The sequence below is a fragment of the Flavobacterium rhamnosiphilum genome (assembly GCF_004349195.1).
Taxonomy (GTDB): domain Bacteria; phylum Bacteroidota; class Bacteroidia; order Flavobacteriales; family Flavobacteriaceae; genus Flavobacterium; species Flavobacterium rhamnosiphilum.
Genome location: NZ_SMLG01000001.1, coordinates 138,262 through 157,091 on the forward strand (window position 1 = coordinate 138,262; position 18,830 = coordinate 157,091).

Below are 18,830 nucleotides of genomic sequence, written 5' to 3' on the forward strand. Positions count from 1 at the left end.
TGAATCATTTTATTTTGGGACAACTTGGCCATTCGTTTTTATGTATTATCTGTAAAGGGTAAAATGACCAACAAACTCTCGAGCATCTTTCAAATCATTCAATTTTAAAACATACCAATAATCTCCGGAAGGAAGTTCAGTGCCATTGTATTTACCATCCCAATTTTGGCCAAGACGATAGGTTGCAATTTTTCGACCGTATCTGTCAAAAATATCGAATGTCAAGTCTTTATAATTGATCGTACATCCGGGAGCCCATCCATCCATCACTCCGTCACCGTTTGGTGTAAAGTAATTTGGAATACAGACATCTATGTACTCAAAATATCGGGTAGCTGAAGCCACACAACCATTGACATCCGTAACCTCAACCGTATAATCCCCCGATTTGTAGATGATGTACTTATTGTTTCCACCGTTATCTTCACCATTAAAAGTATATTGATACCCTCCGGCTCCATCTGTCGCTGTTGCCACAATCTCATTTAATCCACCATCGGCTATGGTTAAGGCTAATGGGTCGAATGGCAAAATTGTGAAATCTGGCGTGTCTTTTTCACAACCATTCGTGTGTCTTGCTCTTATAAAATGTATGCCCGGAGGAACGTTTGTAAACACATTACTTGGCTGATAAGATGATACTCCATCCAATGAATAATCCACATCGGCAGAATTAACGCTGGCATCTAGTGTTACCGTAACGGTTAAACTAGGTGAATTGTTCAAACAGCCATAGTCCACAATGGCTTTTGGATCCAATTTAATTGATGCTGGCAATGGAACTGTCCATTCAGTGGTACATCCATTCGCATCACGAATATACACGATATGATCCCCTCCTGTTAAACCTGTAAAATCAAATTGCGTTTGCGTTAAAGTACCTGTCGAATATGTTCCATTAGGATTATCCAAACTCACGCTATATGGAGCAGTGCCACCTGTAATATCAATACTAAATGCACCATCTCTATCTCCAAAACAAATCTCAGGCACTATTGATCCTGCAACGGTTGATGGAGTTATTGGATTGGGTTCGGTAATTTCAACCCCAGTAACATAAACAAAACACCCGTTTTGATCTTGGGCAATGAAATCATAAAAACCTGGCTTAAGCTGATCAAAAACATTGGACACGAAAAACTGATCTAAACGTGGTGATATAGCATATTTGATAATTCCCGTTCCTCCGGAAGCATTAACAGTTATCATTCCGTTATTAGAACCGTTACAGGTTACATTTGTTGTTACATAAGGTGCTATTAATTGAGTAGGTGGCTGTGTAATCGTAACCGATTTATCATCTTTACAATCACCGCTATCCACATGAACTCTATAATCCCCTGCGAAAAGTCCAGTAAAATTACCCGTAGGTTGAGGACCTGTAACCACTCCTGTCGTCACGTTTGTCAATGTATAAGCATAATTACCCAAACCTCCTTGGGCCGTAGCCACAATTACTCCTGAAGCATCTCCCCGACAATTGATAACCGCATTGGTTAAATCTAAATTTATGGTTAACGGAACCAATGGATCAATCTGGATGTCATTAGACAAATAGCTCACACAGCCATTAGCGTCCTTAACATAATAATGATAGGTTCCTACCAGTACATCAAAAGTAGCCGAAGTGCCCACCATAGGTGTTGCAGTTCCAAAGTTTGGATCCGCACTATAGGAATACGGTGCTGTTCCACCTGTTGCACTCAAAGTAAGTGTTGCATTCGTCAGACACGTTTGCGTTGTAGCAACCACCAAACTTGCTGTTACTTTTGTAGGTTCGGCTATCGTGATTGGCGATGAAGTCGTGCTACAATTGTATCCATCACTTACGGTTACGGTGTAAGTTCCTGCACCCAGCCCGCTGAAAACAGAAGAGGCTTGTGGTCCAGAAAAAGTTGGTGGTGTAGCCGAAGTCGTATTCAAGGTGTATGAATAATTACTTCCTTGGCCTCCTACTGTATTGGTTACCGTTATAACCCCAGACGTATCGCCATAACAGGTAACGCTGGTTACATTAGCACTGGCATTAAAACCAATAGGTAGTGGAGAAGTAAGTGTAACACTTGATGATTTTATACATCCGCCCGCATCTTTTACATTAACGGTATAATTTCCTGCCGATAAATTAGCAAAAGTACCATTTGAAGAATAAGCAACAGTTGCAGATCCAGTTAATTCATATTGAAGAGAACCCCAACCGCCAGTGGCGACTGCAGTTATCGTTCCTTTATTATTAGTACAGGTAACATTAGCCGTTTCAGAAGCCAAAACTGATAATGCCGTGACTGGTGAAGCTACTGTAACCACATTCGATGTTGTTATGCAATATGGTGTCGCCGTTTCTTTCACATTAACTGTAAAATTACCACCGGAAAGTCCCGAAATTAATTGGCTCGTTGGTGCAATTCCTGAACCGGTTCCAACTGAATTACCAAGACTATCAAAAACTTCATAATCAAAAGCACCCGTATAGCCCGTTACATTGATAGTTATTGCTCCGCTTCCATCTCCAAAACAAGTTACTGCTGTAGTGGCAGTTGCCACAACATCAATCGTGTTGAATGGCGCTACTGTGTAAGCCGCTGTCGTGATTGAACAACCTGTAGCCGTATCATTCACTTGGAAATAATATGTGCCTGGCTGACTAATGTGGAAAACGTTCGGCAATACTGCATCTTGAACCACATTTAAAGCGCCAACAGGTAAAGCTTGGTAAGTAAATGGACCTGCACCGCCAGTTCCTGTTATGGTAACCGTTTCGTCATTGGCACAAGTAATTGCGGTGGCTTGTGAAACAGTCTGCGTTGGCAATGGATTTACTATTACTGTGTTAGTTGCCATACAATTATGTGCATCTTTTACATAAACCGTTATGGGCTGAGCCACAGCTGTAGCCACAACATTAAATGTAGCAGTGGGGAAATAATTTGTACCATCAATACTATAGGTGTATCCTGATGTACCTCCCACCTCCGTAATAGTTACCACAGCTGTATTAAATGGATTATTAGTAGGACATCCATAAACAGTAGCGCTTACTGACAAAGCGGGTGGCTCACCAACTGTAATTGACTGTGTTAAATTACATCCTCTTCCTGATGTTACTTTAACATCATAAGTTCCCATTGGTAACCCTGTAAATATATTTGAATTTTGAGCGGCAAAAAGTTTTGGCCCACCAGTAATCTCAAACGTGTAAACTGGATTGTTATTAGATACCGGTAAATTTACCGTAATTGTTCCATCATTCCCTCCGTTGCAATTCACATCTGTTACTACAACATCTGATACTGTAAAAGTAACCGGTGTTGGCAATCCAAGAGTTACTGCAGCTGTATTGGTACATCCCGTAATCCCATCGGTGATGGTGATGGTATAAGAACCAGCTGGCACACCAGAAAAAGCATTTGCGGCAAAAGTTATAGATGGTTGCATCGGAGCAATAGAATAAGTATATGACGCTGATCCTCCAGATCCTGCTACCGTGATTACGCCATCATTAGTTGCACAAGATGGCAAAGCAGTAACCGTTGGCGTAAGCCCTAGCGGTGCATAGATAGTTATTTGAGTAAGGCTAGTTGCTGTACAGCCATTTCCGTCTCTTATGGTGACGGTGTAGGATCCAGGAGCTGAAAGCTTAAATGTTCCAGTTGGTTGAAAATTAACACCATCAATAGAAAACCATAATGGGGCTACTCCAGTCCCTGTTGCGGTAAAAGTATAAGGCGTTCCTGCTAAATTACATTGGTTTGAAGTCAATGCAGGGACAGTGACTGTTGGTGGTAAATCTGTAGTGATTGCTACTGTGGTAAATGTGAAACAATCTTTACTGTCTTTTACATAAATATCCCAAGAAGCTGTAGCTGTATTTAGCGTTGCCGTATTTGGAATCGAGTAACCTGTCACTAAGTCTGGAACAGAGCTTCCCGCAGGCAAAAAGGCGTACATATACCCTGGAGTTCCATCGACACCTTTCACTGTAACTTGAGCACCTGTAGTACTACAATTTTTAGGAACATTGGAAACTACATTTATAGTCAAAGGAAATGCTGGTTCCGTAATAGAAACCACATTCGATGTTTTGATACAAAGTGTGCCTCCCGTAACTTCAACAGTATAATTACCCGCTGGCAATCCTGTTGGAATTACAAATGGGTTTGTCGATGTATTTCCGCTACCAGATGCTACATTGGCAAGCAGGCTATTATAAACAATATAAGTATAAGCGCCTGTATAACCAATTACATTAATAGCTATTTTGCCATTAGAACCTCCTTTACAACTCACCGATGCATTGGCACTGGCAATAACATCAATGGTATTGAATAAAGGAACATCATAAGCAGCCGTGTTTATGGTACAGCCTGTGGCATCATCCGTTATTCTAAACACATACGAACTTCCTGCTGCTGTAGCGGAATAATTGAATGTAGAACTACCTGCAATCGGGAAAGGAATTGGCGCACTAAAAACACCTCCATTTATTGATACTTCATAGCTAAAGCTAACAACAGGAGTAGTGGTTCCGCCGGTTACAGCCACTGTTATTGTTTCTGCACCATTGGTACAATCAATAGCCGTCACTTTTGTTGCTGTGGCAGTCAGTAATTTTGACAATGGATTTACGGGAACTGTATTAGATGCTTTACATCCATTAAAATCTTTAACATAAACCGTGATGGTTTGAGGCACTCCTGTATCAATTATATCAAAGGTATTCGTAGTAAAATAGTTGGTTCCATCAATACTGTACGTATAAGGAGCAGTACCTGAACCCGCACCTTCAGTTACCGTAATAGTAGCCGTATTTACGGTATTATTAGCCGCACACGCAAAAGCAGTGGTCACTAATCCGGAAACACTTAATGCGATTGAAGGTTCATTTATAACAACAACTTGTGTAGCAATACAATTTTTTCCGGAAGTTACCTGTACGGTATAGCTACCCGCTGGCAATCCTGCAAAAATCTTGGAATCTTGTTTTGGTTTTGTAACAGGCGAAGGTGCAATAAGCTCGTATTGATATACAGGATTATCATTTGATGCCTTAAGATTTACTATAATAGTTCCCGTAAAATCTCCTTTGCAACTCACATGGGTTACTGTTGCAGGATCAAATGTAACTGCCGTTGGTGCAACTAGTACAACTTGTACCGTTTTGGCACAAGACGTAGTTGCATCAGTAATTGTAACATCATACGTATTTGGGGGAAGATTAGAAAACACATTTCCAGTCAAGGTTCCTGCTGGAGGGCTTATGGAATAAATGTATGTTGCTGTACCCCCAGTGGCATTTGCCGTAATTGTCCCAAGATTTGTCGGGCAGGTTACTACTGCACTAACCGTTGGCGTAAGCCCTAGAGGAGCCAAAATAGTTACAGATACAGCAGGATTCCCACAACCGTTAAAATCTTTTACCTGAACTGTATGTGTTCCTGAAGATAAATTAGATATTGTAAATGCAGCCGTTTTATTTTGGTACGCTCCACCATCTATGCTATAACTGTAAGGAGGGATTCCAGCTGTTGGACCCGATGGGTATGTAACATCTATTGAAAAATTACCTTCTGTTCCTGTGCATTGATTACTTACCGATGCCCCAATTGTTGGTGATGGGTCTAATCCTAAAGTTACTGGAGTGGATTTGATACAACCATACGCATCTTTTACATAAGCGATATAATTCCCCGATTCTGCATTTAACGTATTTGAAGCTAACCAACCTGAGGAAGAAGCTGTTGGAGCCGGACTTGAATCAGGTAATATTTGATAAGAATATGCTGGAGTTCCCCCTTGTGCAATAGCTGTTATTTGACCAGCTTTATCACCACAATTGTCTTTTTTAATCTCCGAAGCATTAATAGTTAAAGCAACTGCAGATTGGGTAATTGTGAATGTCGCTGATGCATTGGTACATCCTGGGTTAATACCATCGTTTTCGGTAAATAAAATATAATAAGTGCCCGGGGCTAGTGGTCCAGTAGGGGTTAGTGGTACAACATTTGAAACTGTTTTTGGTGTTCCTGTTAAACCTGTTAATGTTCCTGTTATTGCAGGCGAAACTGCGGTATTCGTTTGTGAATTAAAAAATTGATATGTTACTGATGTAGCATCATAATTAGCAAATGTAAATGTAACATTCCCATTGGCAATTCCATTACAAGTCACATTATTGACAACATCTATGGTACTTGTTAAATTAGATACTGGATCTATAGGGGCACTTGCCTGTTTAAAGAAATAACATTTTGTGTTTTCATCATAAACTACAAAAGAATATACAACTCCCGGTGTCAATCCTGTAAATGTAGATTGCAGAAGTAACGGGTCTCCTGGAAGAGCTGGAGGAACTACGGCATCTGCATTTTGATATGAACCTGGAGATACCGTATATAGTGGATAAGGTGCTTTATAAATCGCAAAATGATAAGCCCCACCAGGAATTGCACTGGTTACTTTAACAACTGCTTTTCCTCCGGCAGCACAAGAAACTGTTGTGGTTGTAACATTTATATCCAAGTCACTCGGTGGTGATGACATGGTTATAGTCCTTTTAAAAGAGCAACCATAAGCATCAACCACATTCAATTCATAAATACCAAAATTTAATACTTTAAAAGCATAATTTTCACCTGTTGTGGCAGTAAAAGTTTGTGCCAGACTTCCAAGATTGTCAGTCAATATGTAGGTATATGGCGCTTTTCCGCCAGTTAAACCTATAACTGAAATAGATCCCAAAGAAGTTCCTGAACCATCACTATTACAGGTAATTTGAGAAAAAACTTCTGGAAATGCAATCGGAGGAAGTTGGTCAATTAAAATCGGTTTCGTAGCCGTACACGATTTCGCATCTGTAACCGTAATAGTATAACTCCCAGCCGGTAATCCTGAAGTTTGAGTGAAAAAATCGGTACTCGTTGTATTATTAAATACATTTATAACGTAACCTGGTGTACCCACTGTAGTATCTATAATCACATCTATGGCAGCACTAGCCTCTCCATAACATAGAATTTGTTGCGTTTGTGTTACACTTGTTATTGCAGGAAATGAAATTGGAGTTACTGTAATAACAGATGAATTTACCGGACAATTATTGGCATCGTTTACCAGAAACTGGTAGTCTCCTGGGGTAGATGTTTCTAGTGTAAAAGTATTTCCGCTAACCGTTGGTGTGCCGGTTCCTTGGAGTAGCGTAACTGCATATGGAGCATAACCGTCCGTTATAGTACCCGTAATTTTGGCATCCCCGTTACAATCCAAGTCTTTGGTCAAAACAGTTTTAACGGTAAGTTGTCGAGCAATAATTTGTGTCAATACTGTGGAAGGACATCCATAAAAATCCTTAACAATAATAGAATAACTGCCTGGCGTTAAATTTGCAAAAGTGCCACTGTTTTGATAGGATAACCCTCCATTTATGCTATACGTAAATGGACCAACTCCAGTAGTTGACGACACTATTATTGTCGCTTGGTCTGTTGTGTCATAGCATAAATCAGATCCTGCAATACTGGCAGTAGGACCAACTGGCGTGCTTAAAATAAATGAACTAGATATTTCACATCCATTCGAATCGGTAACTTTAACTGTGTAACTTCCAATCTGAGTCAAATCGGTAAACGTACCACCTGCTTGTGGCCCTACAGGTGTAAGGTCTGGTTGAGTAAGGGTGTATGCATAACCTCCCCATCCACCTCCAGCGGTATAGGTAACACTACCCTTAGCCAAACAAGTTATTGGCGTCGTTGTTATTGCAGCGGTCAATGGCGTAGGAGGATCTAGAACCTTAACGGTAGTTGTGGCAGTACAGTTTGTTGCTGTCGTAACAACAATGATATAATCTCCTTGTGACTGACCTGTTAAATTAATTTCAGCAGGCCCTGTTGGTCCTGGCGTAGCAGTCCCTCCATTGATAGTATAGGTATAACCCGTTCCGAATCCCGAAACGGTAAACTTCACCGCTCCAGTTGCCGAACCGGCACAGCGTACGTTATTGACTACTGCTCCAACCACCGTTACAACTGGCAGTTCATCAATGGTATAACTTTCACTGTACGTACAGCCTTTTGCATCTTTCACCTGGAACGTGTAAGTTCCTGGCGCTAAATCATTAAACACGTTTGATGGCTGGTAAGCAGTAGCTGAAGCAGCTGGTGCCGTTATTTGATAAGATAATGTCCCAGATCCGCCAGTTGTCCCTGTTATTGTTACTGACGAAGTATTCGGTAGCGTATTAGGGGTGATAATAGAACACGATAATCCAGTTGCATCAAAAGTTAAATCCGTTGGTGGCGTTAATGGGGCAATGGTTATCGTTGTAGCTAATGCGTTGCTACAACCGTTTTTGTCTTGTACCGTAATGGTATAGGTTCCATTTGTTAACCCTGTAAAAATAGGATTGGTTTGGAAAGCCCCACCAATACTGTATGTATAAGGCGAAGTACCACCTGCAACTCCAGAAACGGTTATTTCCCCTAGACCGGTGCACGTATAATTTGCGGTTAAAATTACCGTTCCAGTCATTGCATCTGGCTGGGTCAAAGTAACATCTGCAGGAAGAGAAATACAGCCTTTACTGTCTTTCACCAAATATGGATAAGGAATTCCTGCGCTTAATCCTGTATATACCGTAGTTGTGGAATAACCTAAATTATTAAAATTATAGGTATAAGGTGGAACCCCTAAACTTCCTACGAGTGTAACACTTCCGTCCGCTCCACCGTTACAAGTAACATTGGTAACCGTTGGCGTTCCCACAGGTTTAACCAATGAATTTATGGTAATCTCCTCAGATTCAGCTGTACAACCCTTGGCATCTGTAATCTGAAATTGGTATGTTCCTGCTGCCGAAAATGGATAAGAGAATGTGGTAGCTCCCGCTGCTCCCAATGGGATTAGCGCACCAGAATATCCTGCTCCGTTTACATTTACTCTGTATTTAAAATCGGGATACCCGCCTCCTATCGCTACTGTAATAGTACCGTTTGGAGTGACACAATCTAAATCTTTGAATACTTTAGCGCTTACGGTAAGCTGTGCTGCGATAGTTTGTATTGGCAAGGTAACGGTACAACCATAAGCATCTCTTACTTTTATAGTATAGGTATTAGGCGTTAAGTTTGTAAAAATATTGTTCGTATCCCATGCTCCTCCATTAATGCTGTATTCATAAGGAGTTTGTCCACCTGTTGCTGTTACCACTAATTTAGCTGCATTAGTGCCATCATAGCAATAATCAGATGTTACATCTATTGTAGCTGTTGGGGGAATAGGTGTTGTTAATGTAAAGTCTTTTGTTACGGTGCAACCATTCGCATCTGTTGTGGTAACGGAATAATTTCCAGCTACACTTAGATTAGCAAAGGTATTACCCGGTTGTGGGCCTACTACTGGCCCTGATGGTGGTGTAAGCGTATAGGAATAGTCGCCCCATCCGTTTGTTGCTGTGATCACAACACTTCCATTAACACCCAAACATTTAATTGGGCTCGTTTTATAGGTAAAGTCTAATGCAGCTGCTGGTTCCGATACGGTAACTGTGGCTGTTGCTGTACAACCAGTTGGCTTATCGGTAACGGTAATGATATAGTCTCCTGCCAGTAAATTGGTCAGCGTAATCGTAGGAGCAGTTTGCTTCGTAGCGGAACGGACTATTAATCCCCCCCTTGTAACAACATAATCATAAACCGAATTACCTCCAGTAAACGTTCCTTTTACCGTAAATTTTATGGAACCTGTTGCTGTACCAAAACATTTTACATTGTTTAGTAACTCACCTGAAACCTCTATTGGGGGCTCTGCCACCAGATCATAAGTCTCTTGGTACTTACAATTATTTTTATCCGTCACTTCAAAAGTGTACATGCCCGCAGGTACTCCAGAATATTGTCCGTCCGCATTTACTTGGGTTAAGAAGATGTAAAGGGGAGAGCCAACAGTAATAGAGGGCGGAACACCAACTATTTGAAACCTCACTGGTGTTTGACCACCAGTTCCCGGTGGCAAATTAACATTAAATGCTGACGTATTATCGCTACAATTGAAACTTTTGTAGGTAAACGTTAAATCCGTTGGGCCCTTTAGTGCCGCTATTGTTATCGATGGCGATATAACAAATGTACAGCCATTTTTGTCTTTGATTGTGATTGTGTACGTACCAGCGGTCAATCCGGCGAAAACATTACTCCCTTGGAATACCACACCATCTTTACTATATTCATAAGGAGAGGTACCTCCTGAAACACCCGAAACGGTAATTTCTGCTGTGCTACCACAAAGATAAGGTTTGGTTAATGTTGCTGTTCCTGTAATCGGTGTAGCTGTATTAATTGTTTTGGTCTCTGGAGTACTTGTACAAACTGAAATTCCGGTTGTGTATTCTACAACCACATCATAATTCCCAGCGGCAAGACCGGTAAATACTGGTGAGTTGAAAAATGTAACACCGTTATCTATACTGTAGCGCAAGGCATTTCCGTTGGCATTGCTCACGTTAACTGTGATAGAGCCTGTATTAGCTCCTGAACATAAAACATCCGTTTTGGCAATTGTATAAGCCGGAGCTGGTGTGGCTGCTACTGTAATTGAGGTCGTAGTGCTACAGTTATTATTATCTACAACAGTAATATTGTAAACACCTCCCGGAGGCAAAGGCGAACTAACAACGATTTGCGGTACACTTTGGAAATCAATGGTACTGTTTACAAAATAAGAAAAAGGAGGTGTTCCTCCAACTGGAGTCACGGTAATTTCACCGTCAGTACAGGTTAAGGGTACGGTAAGTGCTGAAGTTGCCGTTAAAACATCTGGCTCCTTTAAATCAACAGTTCCCGTTAAATGACATCCATCATCAGTAGACACATCCCACGTATATATGATTGGACTCGAAAGTGTTCCTGCGTTTAGGTTAGAGAAAGTATAATCACTGGCGGCTATAAGTCCAGAATCATTAACCAAAGTTGTCCCTTGATAAATTTTGTAATGGTATTGTCCTTGAACATCATTGGCAGCAAGTTTGACAGAACCTTTCCCTCCATTACAATAAGGTTGTGTAACAAAAGTGGAAACGGTAAAATCTCTTTTTCTAATGTGAATTCCCGGCACGCTAAAAATGCAAGGGAATGAACTTACTCCTATTTGCTTGATAAAAACAGTATAGGAATTTTGTGTACTAATAGGAAAAACATTAGACGCTTGATAAGTAACATTATCTAAACTATATTCATATCCTAAACCAATGCCCCCAACGGTTATTTCACCCTGAGTATTACAAATTATGTCTTTTGTTGTAACCGTAGGATTTAATAAATTTTGATAGACATTAAAATAAAAACGATTAAAACATCCCCCCGCATAATTTATGGTTATCCTAAACTGCCCAGAAGTGTTTGCAGTATAGTCTGGTCCCGTCCCTACCTCTGTCCAGGTACAAGCCGTATTTTCATTGGCACAATTAGCAACAGTTATCGCAACACAACTGGCTTCATTTAATTTTTCCCAAACAATAGAAGTGGCATCATTAATACCTGTACGAATCAAGCGAGTGGCATTTGCTCCACACAAGAAAATATTATATAATTTTTTCCCATCATTCGGACAGGTAACCTCTTCGTCGGCAAATGGTTTTACCGGATTATTTATTGTGCCTCCAAAAGGAGACACAGTTACTGTTTGATCTATGGACAAACAGGGAGCAATAGCTGTATTATGAACATAATACGTTCCAACTTGGGTTACCGTAATTGTTTGGGTCGTTCCAATCACTGGGGTACCCGTCGGACTGGTTGACCATGAATATGCGTTATAGCCATTGGCAGCGGTTAAATTTACACTGGCTCCACATAAAATGGCGCTTTTAGTAAATTTACAACCTTCAACACCAACCAGAAAATTAGTTGCAGATGGTGTTCCTAGATTACAGGCAGTAAAAGAAGACAAACTTGCATCGCCCATTGGAGTTTGGTTAAAAGTACCTGTATAAGCTGAAAAGGCCTGATTTTGTATTTTGTCCGAACAGGCATCACTTAAATCATTACAGTTAGGAACTACCTGTACTTTGAACTTTATATGATATATTCTACCAGGCAGATTATTTAAATCAGACACTTTAACTAAAGCATCAGGAATAGTAAATAAAATTTCTCTTAAGGCAGCGTTATATGTATAGGTTATTCCGGAACCATTGGGTACAATTATATTCGCTGGGTCAAAAAGAATATTAATTGGTAATATATCTTTTATCGTAAATGAAGTAGCGTCGTCATTACCAATATTTTGAAAACTGATGTCATAAAATAATTCTTGACCCAAGGTGACATTAGAATTGCCAATATTCGTACCATTAACATCTTGGACTACTTTTGTAAGTACTATTTTTGGCTCAATAACATCTACCGCAAAAGCATTAAAATAAAAATAATAAATGTCATTAGTACTTCCCAAGCGAATCGTTGCAGAAGTATCTCCATTTTTAATTACACTACCACCCGGATTACCTACATTAGCCGGATTAGGAATATTCAAAATACCCGCATCGAAACCTAAGGTATTTGCACTTTTTGGATTTCTCGTTGTAAAAAGTTCCGGTGTATTGGTGGCTGTATCTATATAGGAGACGGAACTGTTGAAAAAATTATTCGCTGGACGTATTCCAATTTTGGCATTATTGGTAGCACTAATGGTGCTCCCATTAATTTGTAAATAATCTCCCGTATATGGATTGTCGCCTTCCAATGCGCTAAATGCATATTTTGCACGTACTGGACCAACGGGTATTGTTTTAAAACCTGAAACTGGAATATTTAGATTTTGGCTACTGCTAATTCTACTATACCCATCAAATGAAGTAATGTATTTACTTGGTAAGGTAGGGTCTTCATATACAATAAAAAGAGACCAACCTGCAGAAAGCCCCTCAGAATTAGGCTTACTGCCTGTCAATGTAGAAACATTCGCTACCGTATAAGTTCCTTGAGGATTTGTAAGACCCGCGACTAAAGTGGTTACATCTGCATAATAGGCATATGAATTCGAGTTATTATTTGAGGCCGCATTTTGATAATAAATTTTGGTTCCTGTTATGTCTTTATATACAGGTACAGCTTCAGGCATTTTGAATTTAATGTTAGCTATAGGATCTGCTCCTTTAATCACTGCACCCCAATATAATCCGGCATATCTAATTTTAAAACAGCTACTATTTGGAATTGCCAAATCGGCACTGCTGGAATTGAAGGTACTTGGGTCACCATCAATATCAACATTTACCATTGGGTCAATATCATTATTAGCCGTCCTCGATCCGGTAGAATTGTAATTATTTGAAACGTGTTTACTAAGTAAGTTATTTCCAATTAAAAGCATGTCCCCTTTAATGGTTTGATCATATCTAGGGGTAAAGGGAACTAGATTTTGAGCAAAAACAGAAGTATTGCATAGTATAAATAAAGCAACTATTAAAAGATAGGTTTTTAATTTAAAAGAGGAATTGACACCCGCTTTACGTGAATAAACTTTTGCTTCCTTATTACATTTAAAAACAAACCCGAAGCAATTCAGAGCATTAGAGAGGGCATTCAATAATAGCATTAAAACAGCAAGGACTGCTTTAGAAATAGTAGGTTTTTTCATGGTATTTGGTATTAATCAATTCACTTTACTCTCCATCCAAGGGGCATTGGAGAAAAGAAAAGCAATTTGTAATTTGCAATTTAATGTTATAACTAACACTTTTTTTGTGTATGCAAAAAAAGTGTTCTTAATTTATTTTGATTCAAACTTTTGCCGTTTGAAGGTTCTTAAGCCAACAAATGTTCTGTGACAACTGTTTTTATTAATTAATTTTCAATTTTAGCAATAGACATCTTACTGTTATAAGTCTTACTGCCTTTTGACTCTAATGCTTTTTTTGCCGCTTCTATGTTATCAAATTTGTCATAGTAAATGAAATATTTACTGGTATTAATATCGTAGAAGAAATCTATATTTGATTGTCCTGCAGCAACTGATTTTGTTAAGAAATCATCTCTTTTAGCCACATCATTATGTACCGCGACAACTAAATAATAACCACTTTCTACATTTTTGACATTTTTTAGAATTTGCATATTAGACAGCTCTTCACCAGAATCAAAATCTGTTGCCTTTAAAGGAACAGAACTTAAAGCAGTCTTCTCTTTTATCCTGTTTAATGTCGCTTTATCCTGCAAATACCTACCTTGTTCATCCTCAAAAGCAGCACGTTTTATTCTTCGTTTTCTTTCAATTTCCGTCTCTGTTTTAATTTTTTCTAGTGAAGAAATCAAATTCGTATTGGACTGCACTACTTTTAATTGTTCTTCTTTTAATGTTTCTATTGCTTTCAAATAATATTGATTCGTTTCATCATTCTTATTCGGCACTTTTTTCAGTCTTTCTTTGTATAAATTCTCTAACTCTTTAATTTTTGTGCTTTGAGTTTTATTTACCTCAGCTATATCTAATTTTAAAGCTTCCAATGCATTGTTTTCAGCAGATATGCTTTTGAAGGGCTTTGGCTCTTTGAAAATACCTTTCTCACTTAGATCATTCTCTTCTTTTAATTCTTTAAGGTCTTTTTCTTTATTAGCAACCGTTTCGCCTAATCGCATCAATAACTGCTGTTGTGTGTTTTTAGATTCTTCTACTAATTTGCTTAAATTATCCATCGATTTTGTAGTGGCATCCTTCTGTATTGCTGCTAATTTAGCTTTGGCTTCCGCATCCAGTTTTGCTTGGGTAAGTGCATCTGCTTTTGCTTTAGCATCAGAGTCAAGTTTTGCCTGAGCCAGTGCATCTGCTTTGGCTTTAGTATCAGCGTCAAGTTTCGCTTGGGCAAGTGCATCCGCTTTGGCTTTAGTATCCGCATCCAGTTTTGCTTGGGCAAGTGCATCTGCTTTTGCTTTAGCATCAGAGTCAAGTTTTGCCTGAGCAAGTGCATCGGCTTTGGCTTTTGCATCTGCAGCAAGTTTCGCTTGAGCAAGAGCATCCGCTTTGGCTTTAGCATCAGCGTCAAGTTTTGCCTGAGCAAGTGCATCGGCTTTGGCTTTTGCATCTGCAGCAAGTTTCGCTTGAGCAAGAGCATCCGCTTTGGCTTTAGCATCAGAGTCAAGTTTTGCCTGAGCCAGTGCATCTGCTTTTGCTTTAGTATCTGCATCAAGTTTTGCTTGAGCCAGTGCATCGGTTTTAGCTTTGGCATCAGCGTCAAGTTTCGCTTGGGCAAGTGCATCCGCTTTGGCTTTAGAATCAGCGGCAAGTTTCGCTTGGGCAAGAGCATCGGCTTTAGCTTTGGCATCAGCCGCAAGTTTTGCCTGAGCAAGTGCATCGGCTTTGGCTTTAGCATCTACAGCAAGTTTCGCTTGAGCAAGTGCATCAGCTTTGGCTTTAGTATCCGCATCAAGTTTCGCTTGAGCAAGTGCATCCGCTTTGGCTTTAGAATCAGCGGCAAGTTTCGCTTGGGCAAGAGCATCGGCTTTAGCTTTGGCATCGGCTTTAGCTTTGGCATCAGCCGCAAGTTTCGCTTGAGCAAGAGCATCGGTTTTAGCTTTGGCATCAGCAGCAAGTTTCGCTTGAGCAAATGCATCGGCTTTGGCTTTAGTATCCGCAGCAAGTTTCGCTTGGGCAAGAGCATCGGCTTTGGCTTTGGCATCTGCAGCGAGTTTTGCCTGAGCAAGTACATCGGCTTTGGCTTTAGCATCTGCAGCAAGTTTCGCTTGAACAAGAACATCCGCTTTGGCTTTGGCATCAGCAGCAAGTTTTGCTTTAGCAAGTGCGTCAGCTTTGGATTTGGCATCAGCGGCAAGTTTCGCTTGAGCAAGAGCATCAGGTTTAGGTTTAATATCCGTTGCTAATTTTGCTTTAGCAAGGGCATCCGCTTTGGCTTTGGCATCAGCCGCAAGTTGCCCTTGAGCGAGTGCATCCGCTTTAGCCTTGGCATCTGCAGCCAATTTGGTTTGAGCAAGTGCATCTGCTTTGGCTTTAGCTGCAGCATCAGCAACTTCTTTTAATTTTTGTAATCTTCTTTCTTCTTTTTGAGCTGCCAAAGCAAGTTTAAGTTCCTTCAGTTTTTGAGCATCCTCAGGAGATAAAATGCTAGATTCTTTCGATTCTGCAGGAACTGATTTTCTTACTTCTGTTGGAGTAATAATAGAGCCTTCTTCCTCGTCATCGCCATAATAGTATGAATTACTTTTAAATTTATAAGCAAAAACAATTTCGTGAGAAGAGCCAAAATTTGACAAATTCCCTATACCCTTTTCAAAATTATACTCTAAAGAAATTTTTGGAGTAATATTCAAACCTATCCCGCCAGACATCCCAAATACGCTATTGTAACCCGCTTGAGCCCATATTCCTTTGGGAATAGCAAACATCATTAATCCTGAAACAACCGTTTTATCCTTTTTAACCTCTGTTTTAAGTAAAGCCGAGAATTTACTTTTGTCAAAAAAACCATAGGCGTCTAAATATCCCGTGTGCATGATGTGAGCCTGAATGCTTTGTTCAGGATCGTCTTCGACTACTTTAGACGTTTTAAGGTTGTATAAAATCAGATTATTGACAGAAAGTCCAAAATCAAGGAAAGCAGTTCCATAGTTTATGCCCGGATTCACCGTAATTAAAGCATTTGAAGGTATGCTTTCTAATGATGGATCAGGATAGTTTGTAATGACCTTGCCTTTATTTAAACCACTTTTATAAAATCCTACATTCATTCCAAAAGTCAGATTGCTGTCTTCTTGAAGCATGACATTATGAGCAAAGTTTCCAACAGCGCCAAAGGTGGTAAGAACACCATAATTCTGCTGGAACAATCCAACAGCAATTCCTTCATTTTCTTTAAATCTCCCGGAATAACTGAGTAAATAAGTCTGAGGTGCATTGTCAAATTGAACCCATTGTCTTTTATTATAAAAACTGACAATAGTGCTTTGTTCTCTAACAAAACTAAAAGTTGGATTGATAAGGAATCTATTAAACTTTAAAGAATTTCGGACGGGTAGCGCAAATGAAACAACTCCATCTTCCTTGACCTCGTCTTGAGAATAGAGTACTTGAGATGCACCATAAAAAAAAGTTATGAATAGTAAAAATTTCTTCATATTATTTAATTACAGTTATTGACCCCTTATTCACTTTTTGGTCTTGAGTAGTGATGATATAATAATAAACTGGATTTATATTTTTGAAATCGTTTCCGTTTTCGGGCCAGTTATTTTGATAATCATTTGTGTCGAGTACAATTTCCCCCAGGGAACTTATCAATAGTACTTTTGTATTTGTGCCGCTTACATAATCTTGCGGGATGATCCAGGTATCATTGATACCATCACCGTTAGGGCTTATTAAGTTCGGAATAGCGACAATGTTTGGATCAACGAAAGGATACTTTATGACAAATGGGATTTCGTTTGAAATACTACAAGCGGAAGTTTGCGTAATGATCACTTTATAATCCCCTTCGGTCGTCACATCATAAGTGCTTCCTATAGCATTTGGGATTGCGGTTTCATTTAAATACCATTGATAGGCAGGATTAGTCGCGTTTGTCGTTGCAATAACGGTCTTGGATTCTCCCTCTTGCATTGTGCTTGTACTCGGCACATTTATGGAACTTGTTATTTCATACGTCTTTAAGTCGACTGTTGCAGTGGATGAACAACCCCCAAAATCAACAGCAACAGTATATAAACCTGCCTGATTAGTTTGATACGTATTTGTATTTGCACCAAGGATTGCGACATTGTCTTTTTTCCAAACATAAGAATTTCCTGTTGGCGTGCTAAGCGTTGTAGAAGCTCCCCCAGAACAAAAAGGATTTCCTAAACTAGAAGTTATCGTGGCTACTGCACCCGAAGCTATGCTTACTATTACGGACTGAGAGCGGGAATTTGGGTCCGTACATACACCATAGTCCATTTCTACGTAATAAGTCCCCGCTGTGTTTACACTTAATGAAGTGCCTGTTTCGCCTCCAATTACACCACCATCCTTATACCATTTGTACCTTAAACTAGGATAATTTACCGGAGACGAATTTTGTATGTTTGGAGTTGGATTATCGATGGAAAGACTAATACTGCCACCACTGCATAAACCGATAGTTGAGGCTTTTTTGTTGATGTAAAAAGAGCCATCAAACGCTTTGTAATAAGCGGGAAAAGATTTTGTATTAGTGGCGCAAGTAAAACTAGGACTTGGTAAACCAGTAGAGGGTTTTACTCTTAATTGATAAGTATTAGAACCTACTAAATTCGTTGGAACTGCGAAAGTAATGGTTTTATCCATAGCCGTGTCTAGAAGCGTTCCTGCTAAAGACGGTAAAGTTGTTGTAGCAATTGGAGTAGTAAAAGACCCTGAAGGATCTGAAAGTTCCACAACAAAAGTTGTACCTGCAGGGAAATTACTAATTGTAAAGGCAGCCTGATATTCATTAAAAACCTGACCTGCATTAGTAGGGTGAGGGCCACCTGCGCAAATTTGGGAAAATGATAATTTTTTTGGAGTGATGGTCTGTGCAAATAAGGACGCGGTTGAAGATAAAATCAGCCACGAGAATAAAATGTATTTTACAATAAAAACTCTGTCTTTCATAATCCAATTGGAGATGATTCAATCCATTAATTTAATTTTAAGATAGGCATTAAATCACTAAAAAATAATTTATGCATTTAATGCTACCTGATCTTTATGGGCGCAATTAAATTATCCAAGTTTAGTTCATTTTCTAAATATTCAATTCCGTGTCACACTATTCAAATTTAACAAACCAAATGAGATAAACCGTTTAAATACCAATTTAATCGATAAAA

At 39.5% G+C, this 18,830-nt stretch carries 3 protein-coding genes; all 3 read right to left on the reverse strand.

Features of this window, described 5'->3' with window-relative positions:
• Nucleotides 1-45: 45 nt before the first annotated feature.
• Nucleotides 46-13,632 (reverse strand): T9SS type B sorting domain-containing protein, encoded by a 13,587-nt coding sequence (locus tag E0I26_RS00560; RefSeq protein ID WP_131914559.1) that lies wholly within the window; start codon nucleotides 13,630-13,632, stop codon nucleotides 46-48.
• Nucleotides 13,633-13,838: 206 nt separating this feature from the next.
• Nucleotides 13,839-17,120: a PorP/SprF family type IX secretion system membrane protein gene (locus E0I26_RS00565; protein WP_131914560.1), complete on the reverse strand. Its 3,282-nt coding sequence runs from the start codon at nucleotides 17,118-17,120 to the stop codon at nucleotides 13,839-13,841.
• Nucleotide 17,121: 1 nt separating this feature from the next.
• Nucleotides 17,122-18,612 (reverse strand): T9SS type B sorting domain-containing protein, encoded by a 1,491-nt coding sequence (locus E0I26_RS00570; protein WP_131914561.1) that lies wholly within the window; start codon nucleotides 18,610-18,612, stop codon nucleotides 17,122-17,124.
• Nucleotides 18,613-18,830 lie beyond the last annotated feature (218 nt).

What these genes read in the sequence shown, in the direction of transcription:
- E0I26_RS00570 (WP_131914561.1), bottom strand. Translation starts at nt 18,612, where the DNA reads ATGAAAGACAGAGTTTTTATTGTAAAATACATTTTATTCTCGTGGCTG.
- E0I26_RS00560 (WP_131914559.1), bottom strand. Translation starts at nt 13,632, where the DNA reads ATGAAAAAACCTACTATTTCTAAAGCAGTCCTTGCTGTTTTAATGCTA.
- E0I26_RS00565 (WP_131914560.1), bottom strand. Translation starts at nt 17,120, where the DNA reads ATGAAGAAATTTTTACTATTCATAACTTTTTTTTATGGTGCATCTCAA.